15 protein-coding genes and 1 riboswitch are annotated in these 21545 nt (G+C 64.1%); of the genes, 4 read left to right on the top strand and 11 right to left on the bottom strand.

What is annotated here, in order from left to right; translation table 11 throughout:
* Nucleotides 1-85 precede the first annotated feature (85 nt).
* Complete coding sequence (locus tag J2X44_RS13070) at nt 86-406, top strand: multidrug efflux SMR transporter (RefSeq protein WP_310084769.1); 321 nt, start codon at nt 86-88, stop codon at nt 404-406.
* Here the strand turns inward: J2X44_RS13070 and J2X44_RS13065 are convergent.
* The 10 genes from J2X44_RS13065 to J2X44_RS13020 all read right to left on the bottom strand — a co-directional run bounded on the left by J2X44_RS13065 (nt 395) and on the right by J2X44_RS13020 (nt 12457).
* Entirely contained in the window at nt 395-1171 is a 777-nt protein-coding gene (locus J2X44_RS13065) for an ABC transporter ATP-binding protein (RefSeq protein ID WP_310084768.1), read from the bottom strand. The two genes, J2X44_RS13070 and J2X44_RS13065, sit on opposite strands and share 12 nt — an antisense overlap.
* Entirely contained in the window at nt 1165-2166 is a 1002-nt protein-coding gene (locus J2X44_RS13060) for an iron ABC transporter permease (protein WP_310084765.1), read from the bottom strand. The genes J2X44_RS13065 and J2X44_RS13060 overlap by 7 nt, the downstream gene beginning before the upstream one ends.
* On the bottom strand, nt 2163-3017 hold the full coding sequence (locus tag J2X44_RS13055) for an ABC transporter substrate-binding protein (protein ID WP_310084763.1): 855 nt from the start codon (nt 3015-3017) through the stop codon (nt 2163-2165). The genes J2X44_RS13060 and J2X44_RS13055 overlap by 4 nt, the downstream gene beginning before the upstream one ends.
* Entirely contained in the window at nt 3017-3625 is a 609-nt protein-coding gene (gene cobO / locus J2X44_RS13050; protein ID WP_310084761.1) for a cob(I)yrinic acid a,c-diamide adenosyltransferase, read from the bottom strand. Before cobO ends, J2X44_RS13055 begins: the two co-directional genes overlap by 1 nt.
* Nucleotides 3625-5469, bottom strand: coding sequence for a TonB-dependent receptor domain-containing protein (locus tag J2X44_RS13045; protein ID WP_310084759.1), 1845 nt, complete (start codon nt 5467-5469; stop codon nt 3625-3627). The genes cobO and J2X44_RS13045 overlap by 1 nt, the downstream gene beginning before the upstream one ends.
* Nucleotides 5470-5645: 176 nt before the next feature.
* Nucleotides 5646-5866: riboswitch (cobalamin riboswitch) on the bottom strand.
* A 52-nt stretch (nt 5867-5918) separates the two neighbouring features.
* Complete coding sequence (locus tag J2X44_RS13040; RefSeq protein ID WP_310084755.1) at nt 5919-7067, bottom strand: acetyl-CoA C-acyltransferase; 1149 nt, start codon at nt 7065-7067, stop codon at nt 5919-5921.
* A gap of 4 nt (nt 7068-7071) precedes the next feature.
* Nucleotides 7072-8301, bottom strand: coding sequence for an acetyl-CoA acetyltransferase (locus J2X44_RS13035; RefSeq protein ID WP_310084753.1), 1230 nt, complete (start codon nt 8299-8301; stop codon nt 7072-7074).
* A gap of 1 nt (nt 8302) precedes the next feature.
* Nucleotides 8303-9994 carry a class I adenylate-forming enzyme family protein gene (locus tag J2X44_RS13030; RefSeq protein WP_310084751.1) on the bottom strand — a complete coding sequence of 564 codons (1692 nt, stop codon included), beginning with the start codon at nt 9992-9994 and terminating at the stop codon, nt 8303-8305.
* Between the two features lies 1 nt (nt 9995).
* Nucleotides 9996-11492: a carotenoid oxygenase family protein gene (locus J2X44_RS13025; protein ID WP_310084748.1), complete on the bottom strand. Its 1497-nt coding sequence runs from the start codon at nt 11490-11492 to the stop codon at nt 9996-9998.
* Nucleotides 11489-12457 (bottom strand): nitronate monooxygenase, encoded by a 969-nt coding sequence (locus J2X44_RS13020; protein WP_310084745.1) that lies wholly within the window; start codon nt 12455-12457, stop codon nt 11489-11491. The genes J2X44_RS13025 and J2X44_RS13020 overlap by 4 nt, the downstream gene beginning before the upstream one ends.
* A 119-nt stretch (nt 12458-12576) precedes the next feature.
* Here J2X44_RS13020 and J2X44_RS13015 point away from each other — a divergent pair, with 119 nt between their 5' ends.
* Nucleotides 12577-14877, top strand: a complete 2301-nt coding sequence (locus J2X44_RS13015; RefSeq protein WP_310084742.1) for a TonB-dependent receptor — start codon at nt 12577-12579, stop codon at nt 14875-14877.
* A 93-nt stretch (nt 14878-14970) separates the two neighbouring features.
* Nucleotides 14971-15924 (top strand): winged helix-turn-helix transcriptional regulator, encoded by a 954-nt coding sequence (locus J2X44_RS13010; protein WP_310084740.1) that lies wholly within the window; start codon nt 14971-14973, stop codon nt 15922-15924.
* A 13-nt stretch (nt 15925-15937) separates the two neighbouring features.
* Here J2X44_RS13010 and bglX read toward each other — a convergent pair whose 3' ends face one another.
* On the bottom strand, nt 15938-18256 hold the full coding sequence (bglX, locus tag J2X44_RS13005) for a beta-glucosidase BglX (RefSeq protein WP_310084739.1): 2319 nt from the start codon (nt 18254-18256) through the stop codon (nt 15938-15940).
* Nucleotides 18257-18503: 247 nt separating this feature from the next.
* Between bglX and J2X44_RS13000 the strand changes: the two genes are divergently transcribed.
* Nucleotides 18504-21539: a TonB-dependent receptor gene (locus J2X44_RS13000; protein WP_310084737.1), complete on the top strand. Its 3036-nt coding sequence runs from the start codon at nt 18504-18506 to the stop codon at nt 21537-21539.
* Nucleotides 21540-21545: the final 6 nt, after the last annotated feature.

The raw sequence follows: 21545 nt of genomic DNA, 5'->3' as shown, positions 1-21545 counted from the left end.
GTGCAGGCGCGCGGCAACGTCCGCTCCGCGCAGCGCGCGGGCTTCAAGTCCGGGACGGCCCGGCAGCCTTGAAAAGGAGGCTGTCATGGCCTGGATCTATCTCGCAATTGCTGGCGCCCTCGAAATCGTCTGGGCGTTTTCGATGAAACAATCGGACGGCTTTACCCGGCTTGGCCCTTCGCTGGTCACGCTCGTCGCCGCGTTCGCCAGTTTTGCGCTGCTCGCGCTGTCGATGAAATCGCTGCCGCTCGGCACGGCTTACACGATCTGGACCGGCATCGGCGCCGTCGGCGCGTTCGTCGTCGGCATCGCGGTGCTGGGCGAACAGGCAAGTGCGATGCGGATCATCGCCGCGTTGCTGATCGTCAGCGGGTTGGTGCTGATGAAAATATCGTCACCGGGCTGATCGTCCGAACGTCGTGATCGTCGGCCAGTCACCGCCGGTTTCGACCTGCGCGTCGATGCCGTAAACGGCGCGCAGCCGTTCGGTGGTCAGCACTTCGGCAGGGGTGCCGTCGGCAACGATCCGCCCGGCATCGATCAGCAACAGGCGGTCGCAATAGCGCGCTGCGAGCGTGAGGTCGTGGAGCACCGCGATCACCAGCGCGCCGCCCGCCGCTTCGGCGCGCAGCATGTCCATAACGTCAATCTGATGCCCGGGATCGAGGCTGGCGAGCGGCTCGTCGGCGATCAGCGCCGCCGCCTCGACCGCCAGCGCGCGGGCGAACAAGACGCGGGCGCGTTCGCCGCCCGACAATTCGGTCGCGATCCGGTCGCGCAGGTCCAGCACGTCGGCGCGTTCCATCGCGCGTTCGATCGCGGCAGTGTCAGCGGCGCCGATCCTCGACATCGGCGCGAGGTGGGGCAGGCGGCCAAGGCCGACGAGCCGCTCGACAGTCAGCGGCCAGTGCAGCAGCTGCGCCTGCGGCACATAGGCGATGCGCCGCGCCAGATCGGGGCGCGGCACTGCGGCCGCATCGGTGCCATCGATCAGAATGCGTCCGGTTGCCGGAACCAGTGCGAGCATCGCACGCGCCAACGTTGATTTACCCGCGCCATTCGGCCCGACGATACCCGTCAGCGTGCCGGGGCCGAACGCCGCGCTGACGTCGTGGACGACCCGGCGGCGGCCGAGCGTGACGCCGACCTGGTTGAGAACGATGCTCACCATAGCCGCCGCTCCCGCATCAAATGGAGCAGGAAGACCGGCACGCCGAGGAAGGCGGTGACGACGCCGAGTTTCAGTTCGTTCGTCGTCGGGATGATGCGAACGCCCAGGTCGGCGAGGGTCAGCAGCGCCGCGCCGCCGATCGCCGATGGCAGCAGGATCGCCGACGGGCTGCGATCGGTCAGCGGGCGAATGAGGTGCGGGACGATCAGGCCGACGAAACCGATGGCGCCGGCCACGGCTACCGCGCCGCCGACCCCGATCGCGGTGCCGACGAGCAGCCGCAGGCGGGTGCGTTTGAGGTCGGTGCCCAGCGCCTGCGCCGCATCCTCGCCGAGCGTCAGCGCGTCAAGCGCGCGGCCGTTCCACAGCAGCATGGCGGTGCCGATGGCGATGCAGGGCAGCGCGATCCAGACATGGTCGAACGAGCGGTTCTCCAGGCTGCCGAGCAGCCAGGTCATGATCTCCATCGCCGCGAACGGATTGGGTGACAGGTTGAGCGCGAGGCTGGTCCCCGCCACCGCCAGCGTCCCGACCGCGATCCCGGCAAGGATCAGGGTCAGCGGGCTTTCGGCCTTGCCCGCCAGCACGACCAGCAGGGCGAGCGATAGCAACGCACCGCCGGTTGCCAGCAGGGGCAGGACCACGGGATGGATTTCGGCTAGCCCGAAATAGATCGCGGCGACACCGCCGAGCGCCGCGGCGTTCGACGTGCCGAGCACCGACGGTTCGGCCAGCGGATTGCGGAGGTAGCCCTGCAAAGCGGCTCCCGCGAGCCCGAGCATCGCGCCGACCGCGAGCGCAAGCAGGGTGCGCGGGAGGCGGAGGTCGAACAGGATGATCGACGCCACCTTGTCGCCGTCGCCGGTGGCAGCGGCGATCAGACGCGCTACCGACAGGTCGACCGCGCCGAACAGCAGCGACGCGATCGCCGCGACGAGGGTCAGCGCCGTCAGCGCAGCGATCAACGTCCAGCGGGGGAGGGCGAAGCGGGTCATGCGCCGTTGCCGTCCAGCTTCGCGATTTGCGCCGTCAGGCTGCGCGCGGCTTGCGTATAGGCGGGGCTACCGCACACCGTCCACGCCTGCGGCACGCTGATCCGCGGAATGTTTTTCAACGCGGGGTGGTGCAGCATTTCGCTCCCCTGATCGATCACTGTGTCGGTCGCGCTTTCGACGATCAGGAAATCAGGCTGCGCGGCGGCCATCTCTTCGATGCTCAGTTGCGACAACGGCGGCTTGCCGAGCTTGCCGGCAAGATTCACCAGCCCGACGCGCGTCATCAACTCGTCGATCAGCGTGCCGGTGCCGGTCATATAGCCGCGCCGCTGATAATAGGCTGCGACGCGGCCCTTGCCCGGTTTGGGCAGCCCGACCAGTTCGCGCTGCATCCGGGCGATCAGCGCGTCGCCGCGCGCCGGATGGCCGACGGCGACGGCGGTCTGCCGGATCGAGGTGTAGATTTCGTCGAGGCTGTTCGCGGTATCGAGGTCGAGCAGCGGATAATCGGGCTGCGGCAAGGCGGCCAGCGCCGCGCTGCGGCTGGCGGGCATGCCGATGATCAGGTCGGGTTCGATCGCCAATATCTGCTCGGCGGAATTGCTGAGCAGCGGCAGCCCCGTCGCGGCCGCCGCCTCGCCCGACATTTCGCGGTCAGTGGCATTTTTGGTCAGCCCGGCAATCTGGCCGCGGTCGGCGAGCGCGAGCACCAATTGGTCAGCGCACAGGTTGATCGACACAATGCGCTGCGGCACTGCGGGTGCCTTTGCCGCCGGGGCAGGGGAAGCGGCCCAGAGCAGCGCCGCGCCGCCCAGCAGGCCTGTCGCCGCCAAGAGGCCGCGCCGCTGCATCAAAACTCGATCCCTCGCTGCGCCTTCACATTCTGCTCGCGGAACGGATGCTTCACCTGCGTCATTTCGGTGACCAGATCGGCGGCGTCGATCAGCGATTGTGGGGCGTTGCGGCCGGTGATGATGACATGCGTCATATGGGGTTTGACCGCGAGCGTCGCCAGCACCTCGTCCACCGGAAGATAGTCGTAGCGCAGCACGATATTGAGCTCGTCGGCGATCACCATCGCATAGGACGGATCGGCGATCATCCGTTTGACCTCGTCCCACGCGGCGCGGGTGACCGTGATGTCGCGCGCGCGGTCCTGCGTGTCCCAGGTAAAGCCTTCGCCCATCGGTTTGAATTCGATCAGGTCGGGAAAGCGGTCGAACACCGCTTTCTCGCCCGTCGTCATCGCCCCTTTGACGAATTGCACCACGCCGACCTTCATATCGTGACCGATAGCGCGGATCGCCATGCCCAGCGCCGCCGATGTCTTGCCCTTGCCGGGGCCGTTATGGACGATAACCAATCCTTTTTCGACCGTCTTCGCCGCGACCTTCTTGTTCTGCGCCGCCTGGATCTTCTTCATCCTGGCATTATGCTCGGCGTCGGTGCGCGGCTTCATCAGAATCGCGCCCGCACGCCGCCATAGGCCGCGCGGCCGTAGGTGCCATAGCCCGACGCGGTGGCATAATCGGCGTCGAACAGATTATCGACGCGGCCATAAAGCTCGATCCGATCGGTGACCGCAAGGGACGCGCGCACGCCCGCAAGGGCATAGCCATCGAGCCGCACGCTGTTCGCCGCATTGTCGAAACTGTCGCCGACCATCGTGATCGTCGCGCCGGTCGACAGGCCGAACGACCAGTCATAATCCGCCGACACGCTGATCGCGTGCGCGGCGCGGCGGGGCAGGCGCTTGCCGTCGAACGCCGGGCGTCCCGAGCGGTCGCGGGCATCGATATAGCTGTAGGATGCGGTGACATTGACCGCGTCGACCGGCCGCAGCGCCAGCGTCGCCTCGATACCTTTGGCGCGAGTGCGGTCGATATTGCCATAGGTGAAGGTCGCATTGTCGAAATTGATCTGGTCGGTGGTGTTGCGCAGGAAGGCGGTGAGCGACACCAGCGCGCGGCCATCGGCGAGGTTCTGATCGATGCCGATGTCATAGCTTTTCGACCGTTCGGGGCGCAGCGCGGCATTGCCGCTGAACGCATCGTAAAGCTGATAGAGTGAGGGCGCCTTGAAGCCTTCGCCATAGCTCAGCCGGACATTGGTCGCGCCATCGTTGGGCGTGTAGTTGGCGTTGGCGCCCAGCGTCGTGGCACCGCCGAACTGGTTGTGGTCGTCGTGGCGCACCCCGCCGGTCAGCGACAGACCGGTAAACGGCTGGACGATGCCCAGCGCATAGACGCTGTCGATATTGGCGCGCTGGCTGTCGGTCGAACCAAAGCCGAAGAAATCATAATCGGGGCGCTCATGCTCATAGCCGAAGATCAGCTTCGCACTGTCGCTCGGGGCAACGACACCCTGATATTCGAAGCGCAGGTTGGTGCCCGAATAGCCGTAATCGGGGGCGGTTCCGCGGACAAAATAATAATCGCGGTCGTTGCGTAACCAGGTCACCGCCGCGCGGCTGGTAAAGCGGCCGTCGAACAGGGCGAGGTTCAGCCCCGCATAGCCGACATATTGGTCGAGCTTGGCGACATCGGCGCTATCGGCGGGCGCGCCGAAGAAGCTATCATAAGCGAGGTCGGCAGTGATGTAATAGCCGCGCAGGTCGAGGCTGAGTGCGTCGCTGAACGCGACCTTCAGCCGCGCGTTGCCGGCGAAATTCTTGTACCCATCCTTCTCGGTGCCGACCGCGGCCGACGAGATGCCGTCAGTGCGGAAATAGGCGCCGCCGATGCCGCCAGACACGCGCCCGGCGGTGCCCGATACATCGGCCTTGGCAGTGAGGGTGTCGCTATAGCCATAGTCGGCCGAAGCGTTCGCGGCAAAACCCTCGGCGGGTGTCGCGGTCATCAGGCTGACCACGCCGCCGATCGCCTGGCTGCCATGCACGACCGAGTTCGAACCGCGCAGCACCTCGATCCGGTCGATGTTGCCAGTCAGCAGATGGCCGAAATCATAACCGTCGCCGATGCCGCTGGGGTCGTTGACCTTCACGCCGTCGATCAGCACCAATGTCTGGGTCGTTTCGGCGCCGCGCAGCGAGATGCCCGCCACCGATCCGGCGCCGCCGGTGCGGTTGAAGCGGACGCCGGGGGTGGTGGCGAGCAGATCGACGACATCGACCGACTGGCGCCGTTCGATCGTATCGGCATCGATGATGGTGATCGCCTGCCCGACCTCGTCGCGCGGTTGTTCGATGCCCGACGCGGTGACGACGATATCGTCGGCGGTTTGGGCAAAAGCCGGCGTCGCTACAGCAAATGCCAACAAGGAAATGGTCGCAAATTTGAACATGGGAAACCCCCGCACGCCGGCAACGAAGGCGGAGCCTGCCGAAACGCGCGCGCGATCGACCCATGCTGGCGTCGCAAGTGGCGTTTATGCCTGCAACCCCGGCACCGAAGCGGCTCCAGCCGCTTGGTCGTCGCTCGACGGAAGTGTCCGTGCCGCGGCCTTTCCCTGGGCCTTGGCAGTGAGCGACCCACGCCGGCAGGTCTCCTGGCTCGCGGGTCAGGGCTTGATGCACGCCTTCCCAGGTCACCCCAGTGGCTGTCCGGATCAGATCCGGACGGTGCATCGCGCTCGCCGCTTACAGTTGCAGGGACAGCCTCGGCTTCGGGGGTTCGGCAAGAACCCCATCACCGCGTTCCCATTTTAAGCCCTTTCGGGCACCGGCGCGATCTGTGCGGGGCGAACCCCGCACGCGCCGCCCATAGCGGAATGGCGGGCGGGCGCAATCGGCTTTATTGGCGCTGGACGATCATCGCGGCGCCGACGCCCATCGCGCCGGTCAGCACGACCAGGCCATATTTGCCGCCGCACGCATCGAGTGCGTCGAGCAGGGTCGAGGTCAGGATCGCGCCGCTCGCGCCCATCGGATGCCCCTTGGCCAGATGCCCGCCGCTCACATTGACCCGCACCGGGTCGGCGTCGCGGTCGCGCAGGAATTTGGCGATCGTGACGGCAAAGGCCTCCATGAATTCGATCCGGTCCATATCGGCGAGGGTCAAACCGGCGCTTGCGAGCACCTTGTCCATCGCGATGAAACCCGCAGTCAGCGACGCGGCGGGGTCGCCGCCGCTTTCGGCAAAGGCGACGACGCGCGCGCGCGGCGCGGTGCCAAGCCCAGCGCTGCCGATCAGCGCGAGGGCTGCGCCGTCGCAGATCGGCGGCGCGTGCGCGATGCTGTGGAGCGGCTCGAACGTCTCGCCCGCAAGCGCGTCGGAATATTGCTGCTGCAATTTGCCAAAGGCAGGCGGCGCGGCGGCGAGCGATTCCGCGGTGGTTTGCGGGCGGATGCACTCCTCGCCGGTCAGCGGGCCGGTGGCGATGCGGGAGTATTGGAGTGCGGGGTCGGTGTCGGTCTGACCGGCTTTTTGTTGCGAGGCGAGGGCCACGGCATCAAGGTCGGGGCGGGTGATGCCCTCGGCGTTCGCGAGCCGGTCGGCGGCGAGGACGGGCGGCACAAAGCGCGCCCGCGGCGGCAAGCTGTCGTCGGTGTAGAAAGCGGCGCCGTCGCTCAGGAATGGCGTCGCGCTCATCGACTCGACGCCGCCCGCGAGGATGCAATTGGCTTCGCCGCTCGCGACTTTCGCGACCGCCTGGCCGATCGCCGACAGGCCCGATGCGCAATAATTGTTGATGCTGTGAGCGGCGGTCGTGTCGGGCAGGCCCGCGTGGAGCTTCGCGAGCATCGCGATGTGCCCGCCTTGCGCGCCGCTCTGCGTCACGCAGCCGAGGATCAGCGCCTCGGGCACAAAATCGCCGCAGCGTGCGGCGAGCGCCGCCGCCTGCTGGCGGACCAGTTCCTGCGGGGTCAGTCCGGCTAGCCCGCCATCGGGGCGCGCCTTGCCGCGCGGGGTTCGCACGGCGTCGTAGAGAAAGACGTCCAACCGATCAGACGCCGACGACGAAACTGACCGCGGTCGTCGCGCTGCCGCCGACGTTGAAGGTCGCAAAATTGCGCGCGCCCCCGACCTGATAATCGCCCGCGTTGCCGGTGACCTGCCGCCAGCCGTCGAGCAGCATGCGGACGCCGGTGGCACCGACGGGATGCCCCAGCCCGATCAGCCCGCCTGACGGGTTGACCGGCAGCTTGCCGCCGAGCGCGATCGTGCCGTCCTCGACCGCGCGCCAGCTTTCGCCGGGTTTGGTGATGCCGAAATGGTCGATCGCCATATATTCGGTGATCGAGAAGCAATCATGCACCTCGACCCCGTCGCAAGCATAGATGTCGGGCATCTCGGCGCGGCGGAGCGCGTCCATCATCGTTTTGTGGACGCTGGGGAAAACATAATCGCCGCCGCGGCTGTCCGCGACCTTGGTGGAATAAAGCAGCGGCGCGGTGGCATGGCCCCAGCCCTTGATGCGCGGGATACTTTCGATTGGAATGCCGCGGCGCTTCGCATAGGCTTCGGCGACCTCGCGCGAGGCGAGGAAGATCGCGGCGGCGCCATCGGTGACCTGCCCGCAATCGGACTTGCGAAGCGATCCCTCGATCAGCGGATTGACCTCGTCATTCTCGCCCAGATGGTCGTCGGTGACCGCCCAGCCGCGCGTCTGCGAGTTCGGGTTCTTCTTGGCATTGGCGAAATTGTTCGCCGAAATGCCGCGCAGATGCGCGCGATCGAGACCGAAGCGTTCCTCATATTCCTCGGCAACGCGCGCGAACATCCACGGCCACAGGTAGCGCGCTTCCTGCGCCTCACGGCCCGCCCACGCGGCGGCGCCGAGATATTCGGCGGCGCGCTGGCCGGGGACGTTGCGCATCAGTTCAATCCCGAGCACGAGGGCGAGGCCATAGCGTTCGGCCTCGATCTCGGCGGCGGCGGCGAGGATCGCGATGCTGCCCGACGCGCAGGCGGCTTCATGCCGCGACGCGGGGATGCCCGCGAGATCGGGGTGGACATGGCCGAAGAAGCCGCCGAGCTGGCCCTGGCCCGCGAAAAGCTCACCGACGAAATTGCCAACGTGGGCGGTCTCGACTTGCTTGGGCTCGATGCCAGTCGCCACAAAGGCGGCTTCCGCAACGTCGCGGAACAGCTCGAACAACCCGCCACCCTCGCGTTCCATGTTGCGGGCAAAGTCGGTCTGCGCGCCGCCGAGGATGAAGACGTCTTTCGCCATGTCAGGCTTCCTTTTCCAATGTGGCGATCGCCTGCTCGCGCACTTCACTGCGCATCACCTTGTTGGTGACGTTGCGCGGCAAGGCGGCGAAGCGGAACAGGCGTTCGGGCAGTTTGAAAACTGCGAGGTCGTGTCTGCGCAGATAGTCGGTGACTTCGCCGATCCCGACATCGTCGGCGCCGCGTGGCACATAGGCCAGGCCGATGCGCTCGCCCATCGTCGGATCGGGCAGCGAGAAAACGCAGGCCTCGGCGAGCAAAGGATGCCCGCCGAGCAGCTGGTCGATTTCCTCGGGTGAAATATTCACCCCGCCGCGGATGATCAGATCCTTGCAGCGCCCAACGAAGCGGTAGAAGTCGCCGCCCCCGGCGATCTCGAACAGGTCGCCGGTGCGGAACCAGCCGTCGTCGGTGAAGGCTTCGGCGGTTCGCTCCGGGGCGTTGTGATAGCCCTCGAACAATGTCGGTCCCCGAATCTGGAGTTCGCCCGACACGCCGTCCGCCTCGATCGGCTCGCCGCCGCCGGGCGAGACGAGGCGGCTTTCGATATTGGGGGCGCGGCCTTCGCCATAGGGGCGCTGATAGGTGCCGCGCCGCGGAAACAGGCTCGCGCGCTTGTCGGGGTCAGGCATGTCGCCCTCGCCGGTGATGAAGCTCATCCCCTCGTTCGACCCGAACACGTTGACGATGATGATGCCAAGCTTTTCCTGGAATCCGCGCACCATTGCGGGCGCGAGCGGCGCCGAACCCGATGCGATCACGCGCAGGCTCGACAGATCGACCGAGGCGAGCAGCGCCTCGTTCTGGAGCAGCATGTTGAGCACCGCGGGCGGGGCAATCGTCAGGCTAGGCCGTTCGGTCGCGATCTGTTTCAGATAGACGCCGGGATCGAAGGGATGGTGCAGCACCATCGTCCCGGCGCTGGTCAGCCAGCACATGGTGATCCCGCCGATGCTCGCCATGTTGATCAGCGGGAAGGGGTTGAGCAGGACGTCGCCCGGCCCGACCTTCATGGCCTCGTAACCCGCGCCCGCGACGGCGATCCAATGATTGTGGCTGCGCGGCACGCCCTTGGGAACGCCGGTGGTGCCCGAGGTCCAGCAGATGGTGAAGATGTCGTCGGCATCGACCGGGTTGGCGGCGACGTGGACGGCGAGGGCGTCGGCATTGCCTTCGGCGGCCGAGAGATCGAGCGCATTGGCAGGAGCATGGGGGCCGAAGGTCATCAGCGCGATGCCACCCAGCAGCGGCGCCGCCACGCCAAAATGGTCGCAACCTTTGACCTGCGTCGCGCAGACGAAGGCTTTGGGCGCAACAACGCCGATCATGCCCTTCAATTCGTGGCTGCGATATTGCACCGCCGCCGGGCTGACGATCGCACCGATCTTCGCCGCCGCGAAATAGAGCGCAACGAATTCGCTGATGTTGGGTAGCTGGACGAGCAGCACATCGTCCTTGCCGATCCCAGCGGTGACAAGCGCACCCGCGAGCCGGTCGATCTCCGCCGCCAGTTCGGCATAGGTCATTCGCTGTGGCTCGCCGAATGCGAAGTCTGCGCGGTTCGGCGCATCGACCAGTGCGAGCCGATCGGAATGCGCTGCTGCATTGGCCGCGAACAGGTCGGCGAAGGTCTGGTCGCCCCACCAGCCGCTTTCCCGATATTGCCGCCGTTTTTCCTCTCCCGCGACGATCATGTCAGGCGGCCAAGACGCTGTTCGGACCCATGCCAATGTCGCCGCCGCTCGCCCAGACTGTGTGCGTTCCCGAACAGATGCGCTCGGGCAGGATGATCCGGCACACCGGGCCAGCCGCAATATTCTTTGCGTCGATCAGCACGCATTCGGATTTGTCGGTCTCCAGGTCCGCGATGAACGACACGAGATAGCCATCATCCTCGTCCTTCGCATTGATCCGCGGCGCAAAGGGCGCCTCGCTGCCGAAGCGGCCCGGGCCGAACTCATACTCCTCGCTCGTCCGCGCGTTGAGGTCGTGCTTCACGAGCCCGCGGAACAGGAACCAGCCCGGCTCGGGGATCGCACTATAGGCATAGCGATAGGGCTTGCCGGCATAACGATGGTTGAACATGCCGAATTCGAGATCACGGTCGTCGAGCCGCTGTTCAGTGGTCTCGCCGGTCACGAGATTGAAGCGCCAACGGTGGAGGCGTGGCTTGAGCAGCCCCTGGTCGAGATAGGCCATCATTCGTTCCAGCCCATCGGGCGCGTTCGGATAGGATTTGGGCATCGGCTCTTCCTGATAATAGCCGTCGAGGATGATCTCGTCGCCTTCCTCCCACGCGTTCAGCCAGTGGAGCGTGTAAGTCGGCTCGGCCTCGAACCAGCGGATGTCTTCCGGCTGGCCGTGGCGCGGGATGATCGCAAAGCGCGTCTTCTGGTCGGGATGAAACTGCACGACATGCAGCCGCTTTTCGAGCAGCTCCTCGTTCCAATAGAGCGGCATGTCGTTGAGGATCGTGTAATTCTCGGTGAACGCCATGTCGTGCGGCAGACGCGGTCCGGGCAGCGGCACCGGGATATAATGCTTTAGCTTGTTGTCGGCGCCGACGACGCCATAATGCATATAGGGCGCGTGTTTCGAGTAATTGAAGAACATGAGCTCGCCGGTCGCGAGATCGACCTTGCAATGCGCCGAAATGCCGTCGAGCGGCACCCAGCTTTCGGTGCCGAACTGTTCGAGCGTGAACGGGTCGAGGCGGTAGGCTTCGCCGCACTGGTAGAAGGTCGAAATGATCTTGCCCGCATGGATTGCGACGTCGGTCGAGCTGCTATCCTTGAGCCACTCCTGCGCGCCCCAGCCGTGCCGGGTCGATTTGTGCGGCGGTTCCATCAGCCCCGCCCATAGCGAGCGACCGGCTTCCTTCTCGGCCTCAAACCCCTTGGTGCGGACGAAGCGGCTCCGATAGCTGGCGCGGCCGTCCTTGAACGAAATCGCGTGGATGAAGCCGTCGCCGTCGAAGGGGTGGTAGCGGCCGATTGGCTCGTGGATCTGGTTCTCGCCGGTGCGGACATACACCCCGTCGATGTCGGTCGGAATGTTACCGATCACCTCGGCATCGCCATTGGCGAAGATCGCGTTCCATTCATTGTACGTGGGTCGCCAAGCGCCTTTCATATAAGGATGGTCGTTAGGCTGAATCGTGGTCTCGATCGTCTCGACAAGCTGGGCGGTCATGCGGGGACTCCTTCGATGGGGGCAAAGCGCGGGCGCGTGGCGGCCGCATCATATTCGGACACGAGGCGATCGACGATCACAGCGACGGGTTCAACACGGCGAACCGCGCCGACGCCCTGACCGGCGGACCAGACATTCTTCCACGCCTTGGCATCGTCTTGCGCGTCCGAGAAGTTCGGACGCTTGTCTTCGGGCATGTTGGCGGGGTCGTATCCGGCGGCGATCAGGCTGGGTTTCAGCCAGTTCGCTGTGACCCCGGTAATGCCCTTCGACGGCACGATGTCCTCGGCGCCTGCGGCGACGATCATGTCCTTGTAGCCCGGCACCGCCATGCTTTCGGCGCAGGCGATGAGCGCGGTGCCGAGATACGCGAGATCGGCGCCCAAAATCTCGGCCGCGCGCACGGCATGGCCGGTCGAGATCGCCCCGCCGAGTACCAACGGGCCGTCCCAGAACTGCCGTACCTCCTCTACGAAAGCGAAACCCGCGGTCGCGCCGGTATGGCCGCCCGCGCCCGCGGCAACCAGGACGAGGCCGTCGACTCCAGCGGCGGCCGCCTTGCGCGCAAAGCTCACAGAATTGACATCCGCGAACACCAGTCCGCCATAGCTGTGAATTTCCTCGACCACCCGCGCCGGGCTGCCGAGCGCGGTGATTACCAGTGGCACCTTGTGGCGCACGACGCAGGCAAGGTCTTCGGGCAAGCGGCTGTTCGACGGATGGACCACCAGATTGACCGCCCAAGCCGCGGCATCGGGATCGTTCGACAGCGCCGCATCGATGCGGCTGACCCAATCCTCCAGATCGTCGGAGGTGCGCGCGTTGGGGGCAGGGAAGCTGCCGATCATGCCCGCGCGCGACGCGGCGATCACCATGTCCGGTCCCGAAACCAGGAACATCGGCGCGGCTATCGCGGGCAGGCGCAGATTGCGTGTGAGCGCGGGGGGAAGGCCGTTCTGCGGCACCAATTATCCTCTCAAATTATCTGACTTGCATAACGATACTTAAAGCCGTTATGACTCGCAAGGCAAGAAAAACATCGCGGGCGGTGGTCGCCAAGACGATGGTGCGTGGGAGGATCCTTATGAAGAGCTATTTTGTTGCGCTGCTCGCTGCATCGGCGCTCGCCAGCCCCGGTATGGCTTTCGCCCAGGACGCGGCGCCCGCCCCCGAATCCACCGACGATCAGGGCGGGCTCGAAGAGATCATCGTCACCGCGCAAAAACGCGCCGAAGGCCTGTCCGACGTGCCGATCTCGATCTCGGCGATCAGCGGCAAGCAGGTCGAAAATTACGGCCAGACCAACCTCGAACAAATCAGCTCGTCGGTCCCGAACCTGAAGATTACCCAGACCGCAATCGCCAACCGCATAGCGATCCGCGGCATCGCGTCGGGCGACAACAAGGGGTTCGAACAGTCGGTCGCGATGTTCGTCGACGGCGTCTATTATGGCCGCGACCAGCTGTCGCGCCTGCCGCTGGTCGACATGGAGCGCGTCGAGGTGCTGCGGGGGCCGCAGCCGACGCTGTTCGGCAAAAATGCGATTGCGGGTGCGGTCAACATCACGACGCGCAGTCCTGCGGATGAATTCGAAGGGTCGGTGAGCGGCCTTTATGAATTCAACCACAAGGAATTGCAGCTGACCGGGGTGCTGTCCGGTCCGCTGAGCGAAGGCGTCGAGGCGCGCGTCGTTGGCTATTACCGCAAGATGGACGGCTATTTCTACAACGCGAAGCTCGACCGCGACGAGCCGAACGTCGATGAGAAATATTTTCGCGGCAAGCTGGAATTCGATCGCGGCGGGCCTTTTGCGGCGGAGCTGAAGCTCGAATATGCCGACTTTGAAATGAAGGGCCAGCCGCGCGACGTGTTCGGCGCGGTCGGAAATTACAACACCGTCTTCCAAGGACCGTTCTTCGTCAGCACCAACCCCGATTATGTCCGCGAGGACAATGGCTATGAAAGCCGCAACAAGGTGTTCGGCGCAACGCTCAATGCCGACCTGGAAATTGGCGAACATACGCTGACCTCGGTCTCCTCGCTGCTCGATTACAAGACGCGCGAGGTCGTCGACGTCGATTTTTCGGGGATCAGCTTCCTCGACGGCACCAATCTGCAGGAAGACTACCGGCAATATTCGCAAGAGCTGCGGCTGGCGTCGCCTGGCGGCGAGGCGTTCAACTATATCGCGGGCGTCTATTACCAGAATGCCAAGCTGAACGTCGACGATCAGGTGCTGTTCAACTCGACCTTCCTCGCGCTAGGGCCGCCGTTTAACGCGATCGGCGACACCCGCAACGACCGCGTTTATTCGCAGAAATCGGACCTGATTTCGGTGTTTGCACAGGGCGAGCTGGCGCTGAGCGACCGGTTCCGCATCACCGCGGGCGCGCGCTTCAATCATGAGAAAAAGAGCGGCAGCCGTACGCTGGCGATCGTGCGCGGGCCGCTCAACACTTTCAATCCGCTCGTGGTCGCCGGAACCTTCCGCGCGCTCAATATCGAAGCGCACAGCATTTCGGGCAAGCTCAGCGAAGACAGCTTCAACCCGATGGTCAATCTCCAGTTCGACGCCACCGACGACCTGATGCTCTATGCGTCATTCGCGCGCGGCACCAAGGCGGGCGGCTTCGATATCCGCTCCAACTCGCTGCCGGGATCGACCACGGTCGCCAAGCCCGGCGCTTTCGAGTTCGAGGATGAAAGCGCCGATAACTTCGAGGCGGGTCTGAAGTACAAGGGGCGCAATGTCGCGTTCAACCTGTCGCTCTATCGCACCACCTACAAGGATCTGCAGGTCAATATCTTCGACGGCACGCTGAACTTCAACGTCGCCAACGCCGCGGGCGCCCGCACGCAGGGGGTCGAGGCCGACTTCCGCGCCGCGATTGCCGACGGGCTGACGATCAGCGGCGCGGTCGCCTATCTCGACTTCAAATTCACCAACTTCACCTCGGGCCAATGCTATTATCTGCAGGTGCCGGGGCCGGGCGGGTTCTGCGACTATACCGGGCTGCGGAACGCGCTGTCGCCGAAATGGTCGGGCAACCTCAACCTCGATTACACGACCCCGGTCAGCAGCGACATGAAGGTGGCATTCAACATCAACGCCGACTTCTCGTCCTCCTATATCGCGTCAGCGAACCTCGACCCGCGGACGCATCAGGACGGTTATGTGAAGCTCGGCGCGCGCCTCGCGCTGGGGCAGATCGACAATCGTTGGGAAGTCGCGCTGATCGGGCGCAACCTGACCAACCAACGCATATTGCAGACGGCCAGTTCGATGCCGCTGGCGACGACGATCACGCGCAATGCCGGCAATGCGTATAACGGCATCGTTGATCGGCCGCGGACGATTGCGGTGCAATTGACGGGGCGTTTCTAAACCGGGGGGAGGGCGGTGTACTGCCCTCCTGCCAGCCTTGTCGGGGTCGCAGCCGTGCTTTAGGGGCGACACGGACAGCAGGATGGCTTGAGCTTGAAACACGACCGCACCATCAGGGCTTGTTCGATCTGGCGCGCGCTCGACGTCGTCGGCGACGTGCCGGTGCTGCTGTTGATGGAACAGGCGTTGCTCGGCATCCACAGTTTCGACGAGTTTGTCGCGCGCACCGGCCTCGCGCGGTCGGTGGTCAACGGGCGGCTGAAAAAACTGGTCGAGGAAGATTGCCTCGCCAAGGTGCCGCGCAAGGGCGGCCGCGGCTTTCATTATATGCTCACGCCAAAGGGGCGCGACCAGTTTCCCAACGGCCTGATGATGCTGCGCTGGCAGCACAAATGGGAAGCAGAGAGCCGCGATTTCCAGGTCCGGTTGCATCATGCGAGCTGCGGTCATGCGACCGAGCCGGTGCCGACCTGCGCGCATTGCTGCGGCGAGATCGATCCGCGCGATGTCGATTGGCGTGAGGGGCCGGGGCTGGCGCAGGTCGTCCCGCATTATGAACGCCGCCGTTTCAGCGGCGACGTCGGCTCCCGGCGGCCGGGCGGGCGACCGCTTGTCGACACGATGATCGAATTGTTCGGCGACCGCTGGGCGACGCTGGTCGTCCGCGCGATGTTCACCCACATCAACCGTTTCGACGAGATCCAGCGCGATACGTTGATGGCGACCAATATCCTGACCGGGCGCCTCGAACGACTGGTGCGGCAGGGGATTTTGAAGACGGTGCCCTATTCGGCGCACGCCGACCGCGTCGAATATCGCCTGACCGAAAAGGGCCGCGATCTGTACCCGGTGCTGCTGGCGCTGCTGCAATGGGGTGACAAGTGGTTTTCGGACGAACGCGGGCCGCCGGTTCTGCTCACCCACCGCAGCTGCGGCCATGATCTTCATATGGTGATCGCGTGCAGCCATTGCGGCGACGAATTGCAAATCGAAAACAGCCGGTTCACCATTGCGACGACCACCGCGGCATCACCGGAAACCGCATAGGCCGCTCGCGACCCTATTCGGTCAGCTCGAACGGCGCTTCCGACCCGGTCGCCGACGATGGACCAACCCACAGCTTATACTGGCCCGGCTCGCTGCCCCAGCTCATATCTTGGCGCGTAAAAGCCAAGTCGGCGTCGGTCAGCGTAAAGCGGATCGTCCGCTTCTCGCCCTTCTTGAGACTGATCTTCTCGAATCCCTTCAGCTCCTTCACCGGCCGGGTGACCGACCCGACGAGATCGCGGACGTACAGCTGCACCACCTCCTCGCCGTCACGGGCGCCGCTGTTGGTCACCGTGACGCTGGCGGTCAGCGGCTGGCCGGGGCGGATTTTTGCCTTGTCGAGGGTCACCGGCGAGTAAGTGAAGCTGGTGTAGCTGAGGCCGAAACCAAAAGGATAAAGCGGCGTGTTCGGCGTGTTGAGGTAGCGCGAGACATATTTTGCGTCGGCGGCCCCCAGTTCGATCGGCCGCCCGGTGTTCTTCATGTCGTAGTGGATCGGCACTTGCCCGACATTGCGGGGGAAGGTGACCGGCAGTTTCGCCGAGGGGTTGTAGTCGCCATAAAGGACGTCGGCGATGGCATGGCCACCCATGGTGCCGGGGTACCAGGCCTCCAGGATTGCATCGACGTTCGCATCGGCCCATTCGATGCTGTTCGGACGCCCGCTCATCAGCACGAGGATGATTGGCTTGCCGGTCTTTTTCAGTTCTTCGAGCAGCGCCTGCTGATTGCCCGGCAGGTCAAGCGAGGTGCGGCTCGCCGCTTCGCCGGTCATGTCCCACCTTTCGCCCATCGCAGCAATGATGACGTCCGATTTCGCCGCCAGCGCCAGCGCCTCGGCAAAGTCGTCCCGCTTGCCCGCATCCTCGAACGCATAGCTCGCGCCCTTGGCATAGGTGACGGTGATCCCTTTTGGCGCGCGCGTCTGCATCCCTTCAAGCAAGGTAATGGGCCGCGTCTTACGGTCCCCGGCGGCCGACCAGCTGCCGATCATGTCTTCCTTGCTGTTGCCGAGCGGGCCGATCACCGCGATCGATTTTGCGGTGGCGGCGAGGGGAAGGGCGTTGTCCTTGTTCTTGAGCAGCACGATCGATTTGCGGGCGACGTCGCGCGCCGCATCGAGAAACTCGGCTTTGTAGATTGTCGCCTTTTCGCGCTTGTCGTCGGCGTAGCGATACGGATCTTCGAACAGGCCGAGGCGATATTTCATTTCGAGGATCGCCTTGACCGCAGCGTCGATGCGCGCGGTATCGACCTTGCCCTCGGCGACCGATTTGGCAAGGTTTTCCATATAGACCGCGCCCTGCATGTCCATATCGACCCCGGCGCTCATCGCCTGCTCGCCCGCCTGTTTCAGATCTTTCGAATAGCCGTGCGGGACCATTTCGTTGATCGACGTGTAATCGGTTACCACAAACCCCTTGAAGCCCCATTTTTCGCGCAGAATGTCGGTCAGCAGATAGCGGCTGCCCGACGCCGGGACGCCATCGACTTCGTTGAACGAGGTCATGAAGGTTGCGGCGCCCGCGTCGGCCGCGGCCTTGAACGGCGGCAGATAGATGTCGCGCAAGGTGCGTTCGGAAATGTCGACGGTGTGATAGTCGCGCCCGGCCTGCGCCGCGCCATAGGCGGCGAAATGCTTGGCGGTGGCGAGGATCGTGTCGGGTCGCGCCAGATCATTGCCCTGGTAACCGCGCACCCGCGCCTTGGCGATCAGGCTGCCCAGATAGACATCCTCGCCGGCGCCCTCCGAAATGCGGCCCCAGCGCGGGTCGCGCGCGATGTCGACCATCGGCGAAAAGGTCCAGTGAATCCCCTCGGCCGATGCCTCGATCGCCGAAATTCGGGCTGCCTTTTCAATCGCCTGCAGGTCCCAGCTGGCCGCTTCGCCCAGCGAGATCGGAAAGATGGTGCGGTGACCGTGGATAACGTCATAGCCGAAGATCAGCGGAATCTTGAGCCGCGTCCCCTCGACCGCCAGCGCCTGCAACTCGCGAGTATATTTGGCGGTATAGGCGTTGAAGATCGCCCCGACGCGGCCTGCGCGAATGTCCTCCTTATAGCTGTCGCGCATCGTCGGACCGGTCGATTCCCAATTGCTGGTCAGCAATGTCAGCTGGCCGATCTTTTCGTCGAGGGTCATTTTCGCCATCAGGTCAGCGATGAAACGATCCATCTTGGGATCGGCGCGCAGCCAGCCTGCGGAATCGACGGCGGCCTGCTGCGTCGCGCCCGTGGCGGACTTTGCGAGCAGCGGGGCCGACAACAGCGGCGCGGCCAGCAATAACGTAGCGAGCGTCAGCCGTGTCAGGTTGCGCGTAATCGGCGGCATGATTCGTCCTTCCCAGGTCATTCTGTTTATACAATTTCACGCAGATCGGCCAAAATTTGGCCGAAACCGGCTGGTCCCCGATCGCATCATCCCGTGTCGCTTCCCCCTATACAGTGATCGTGAAACCGGTTACAAATCAAAAAAACAACGACGCGATTTCTCGCGATTCGTCGCTGCCCGGTGGCAAGGCCGGTCAGCAGATGAGGCGAAGGCGGGAAATGTCGGGGGCACTAAAAGGGAGGATGCCGTGAAGTTTCAGCGTGAAATCTCGATTAATTCCGCGCGCCGGTCGCGCGCCAAGGCGGTTGCCGCGGCGCTGGCGTGGAGCAGCGCGGGTGCAGTGCTGGCCCTGGCGTTCGCCACCCCCGCCTATGCCCAGGTGTCGAACGCGTCGCTGCGCGGCACGGTAAAGGCCGATGGCGGCGCGTCGCAGGTCACCGCGATCAACGTGAACACCGGCCTGACGCGCAGCGTCGCGGTCGGCGAAGGCGGTGGTTACAACATCGCGTCGCTGCCGGTCGGCACCTATCGCCTCGAAATCACGACCCCGGGCGGGGTACGCAACACCGACGAATTCACCCTGTCGGTTGGCCAGAATGCCGTACTCGATTTCGACTTTTCGCAGCCCGACATCGCCGAAGGTGCGGGCGACGCGATCATCGTCACCGGCACCCGCATCCGTTCGATGGAGGGCGGCGAGGTCGGCTCGAACATCACCCAGCGCCAGATCGAGGTGCTGCCGCAGAACAACCGCAACTTCCTGGCCTTTGCCGATCTGGCGCCGGGCGTCCAGTTCGTGACCGGCGGCAACGGCCAGTCGCGTCTGCAAGGCGGCGCGCAGGACAGCCGCAGCGTCAACATCTTCATCGATGGCGTCGGGCAGAAGGACTATGTCCTGAAAAACGGCATCACCGGCCAGGATTCGACTCAGGGCAACCCCTTTCCGCAGCTTGCGGTTGGCGAATATCGGGTCATCTCGTCCAACTATAAGGCCGAATTCGATCAGGTCAGTTCGGTGGCAATCACCGCGGTGACCAAGTCGGGCACCAACGAGTTCCACGGCGAAGCCTTCATCGATTATACGGATCAGAGCTTCCGCGACGCGCGGCCGAACGAGCTGCTCGGGACCAAGATCAAGACCAAAGATTTCCAGTTCGGCGGTGCATTGGGCGGGCCGATCATCAAGGACATGCTGCACTTCTTCGTAACGTATGAAGGCAAGCGCCAGCAGAATCCGGTCGACGTGACCCCGGGGCTCAGCTTGCCCGTCACCTATTTCCCGTCCGAATATCAAGGCGTATTCGGGCCGACCAACGCGACGTTCAACGAAGACCTGTATTTCGGCAAATTGAGCTTTCAGCCGTCGAACAGCGACCTGATCGAATTGTCGGGCAAGTTTCGCAAGGAAACCGGCGAGTTCCTGGGCAGCGGCATCAACGCGCGCAGCACCATCAGCTCGCAAGATGTCGAGGAACTGCGCGGCACGGCGCGCTGGGAACATACCGCCGACAACTGGATCAACGATTTCAAGGTCACCTATGAGGACGTGAAATGGGCGCCGACCCCGTTCGAATTCGGCAATGGGTTCCTGTTCGCCTATGCCGGGCCGTCGCCGACCAACCCGCAGCCGGGCGTCGTGGTGCGCGGCGACATCCTGCGTATCGGCGGCGGCAGCAACTATCAGGAAAAGGGCCAGAAGGGCTGGGGCGTCCAGAACGACTTCACCTGGACCGGGCTGGAGGGCCACACGATCAAGATCGGTGCCAAGGCAAAATGGGTCGAGCTCAATTCGCTCCAGCTCAATGCGTTCAACCCGGTCTATACCTATAACCCCGCGTTCAATCCTGGTGGCGGGACGTTCAACGACGATGTGCCCTACCGCGTCCAGTTCGGCGCCTCGACCGGCAACGGCAGCCCGATCATCAATTCGAAGAATTTCCAGTTCGGCATCTATGTGCAGGACGATTGGGAAGTCACCGACCGGTTAACGTTGAACCTGGGCGTGCGCTGGGATTATGAGCGGACCCCGGCGTTCCTGCACTTCGTCCACCCCGCCGATGCGGTCAACGCGGTGTCGCCGGCCAATTATCCGAACCTGGTCAACGCCGACTATAACATCAGCGACTTCATCTCGACAGGTAGCGAGCGCAAGGCGTTCAAGGGTGCCTGGCAACCGCGCATCGGGTTCAGCTATGAGCTGGACGATGAGGGGCGCTATGTCCTGTTCGGCGGTATTGGCCGCTCCTATGACCGCAACCAGTTCGACTTCCTGCAACAGGAAATCAGCGTCGGATCCTACACGACCCGGACTTTCAACTTCCAGACCGGCGATCCGAACAACACCTGCGTTGCCGGGCCGACCTGCGTCGCATTCAATCCGATCTTCCTGACCGAAGCCGGTCGCCAGCAGTTGCTGGCGGGCGCCGGGCCGGGCGGTGGCCGCGAGCTGCGCTTTATCGATAACGACCTGAAAGTCCCTTATTCGGACCAGGCCAGCATCGGTTTCCGCGCCCGCGTGACGCCGCTGTTCGAAGCCGAGGTTGGTTATAGCCATGTCGAGAGCAAGGACGGCTTTGCCTATCTGCTTGGCAACCGCCGCCCCGACGGCACCTTCTTCCCGCCTGCGCCGGCGGCACCCAACTCGCCATTCGGTTTTGCGCCGCCGGGATTTGGGTCGATCATCATCGGCACCAACGGGATCGAAACGAGCGCCGACACCGCTTATCTGAAGCTGGTAAAAAATTACACGCTGGCTTCGCCGTGGAGCTTCTCGGCCACCTATACCTATACCGAAGCCGAGGAAAACCGGCAGTTCGGCGAAACCTTCAGCCTCGATTTCCCGTCGATCGACGACTATCCGGTCACGCGGTCGAGCGGCGTGCGCAAGCACCGCCTGGTCGCCACGGGCTCTGTCGATCTGCCGATCGGGATGACGCTGTCGGGCAAGTTCCAGATCGCCTCGCCGCCCTATCTGAAGGCCTTCATCAACCAGGGCGGCGCCACCCCGGTCCGTAACATCGTATCGAACGAGGCCGACGGCAACGGCGATCGCTGGGGTTTCCGCCAGATGGATATTGCGATCACCAAATATATCCCGCTCGGGTTCCTCACCGAAGAATCGCGGCTGCGGCTGCGCGTCGATATCCTGAACCTGTTCAACGATCGCAACTATGTCGATTACAACAATGATCCCAGCTCGCCCCGTTATCTGGAGATTTCGGGCATCGGGGTTGGCGGCAATACGCCGCGCACGGTAAAGGTATCGGCCGGGTTCTCTTTCTGACCGGCT

This window comes from Sphingopyxis sp. BE259, assembly GCF_031457495.1.
Taxonomy (GTDB): Bacteria; Pseudomonadota; Alphaproteobacteria; order Sphingomonadales; family Sphingomonadaceae; genus Sphingopyxis.
Note: the sequence above shows the minus strand (reverse complement) of the source record. Positions and strands in the feature narration are given on the sequence as shown.

Coding starts and splice junctions, on each gene's coding strand:
- cobO (WP_310084761.1), bottom strand. CDS start 3,625: ATGAAGCCGCGCACCGACGCCGAGCATAATGCCAGGATGAAGAAGATC.
- J2X44_RS13065 (WP_310084768.1), bottom strand. CDS start 1,171: ATGGTGAGCATCGTTCTCAACCAGGTCGGCGTCACGCTCGGCCGCCGC.
- J2X44_RS13045 (WP_310084759.1), bottom strand. CDS start 5,469: ATGTTCAAATTTGCGACCATTTCCTTGTTGGCATTTGCTGTAGCGACG.
- J2X44_RS13070 (WP_310084769.1), top strand. CDS start 86: ATGGCCTGGATCTATCTCGCAATTGCTGGCGCCCTCGAAATCGTCTGG.
- J2X44_RS13030 (WP_310084751.1), bottom strand. CDS start 9,994: ATGATCGTCGCGGGAGAGGAAAAACGGCGGCAATATCGGGAAAGCGGC.
- J2X44_RS13060 (WP_310084765.1), bottom strand. CDS start 2,166: ATGACCCGCTTCGCCCTCCCCCGCTGGACGTTGATCGCTGCGCTGACG.
- J2X44_RS13055 (WP_310084763.1), bottom strand. CDS start 3,017: ATGCAGCGGCGCGGCCTCTTGGCGGCGACAGGCCTGCTGGGCGGCGCG.
- J2X44_RS13035 (WP_310084753.1), bottom strand. CDS start 8,301: ATGGCGAAAGACGTCTTCATCCTCGGCGGCGCGCAGACCGACTTTGCC.
- J2X44_RS13015 (WP_310084742.1), top strand. CDS start 12,577: ATGAAGAGCTATTTTGTTGCGCTGCTCGCTGCATCGGCGCTCGCCAGC.
- bglX (WP_310084739.1), bottom strand. CDS start 18,256: ATGCCGCCGATTACGCGCAACCTGACACGGCTGACGCTCGCTACGTTA.
- J2X44_RS13025 (WP_310084748.1), bottom strand. CDS start 11,492: ATGACCGCCCAGCTTGTCGAGACGATCGAGACCACGATTCAGCCTAAC.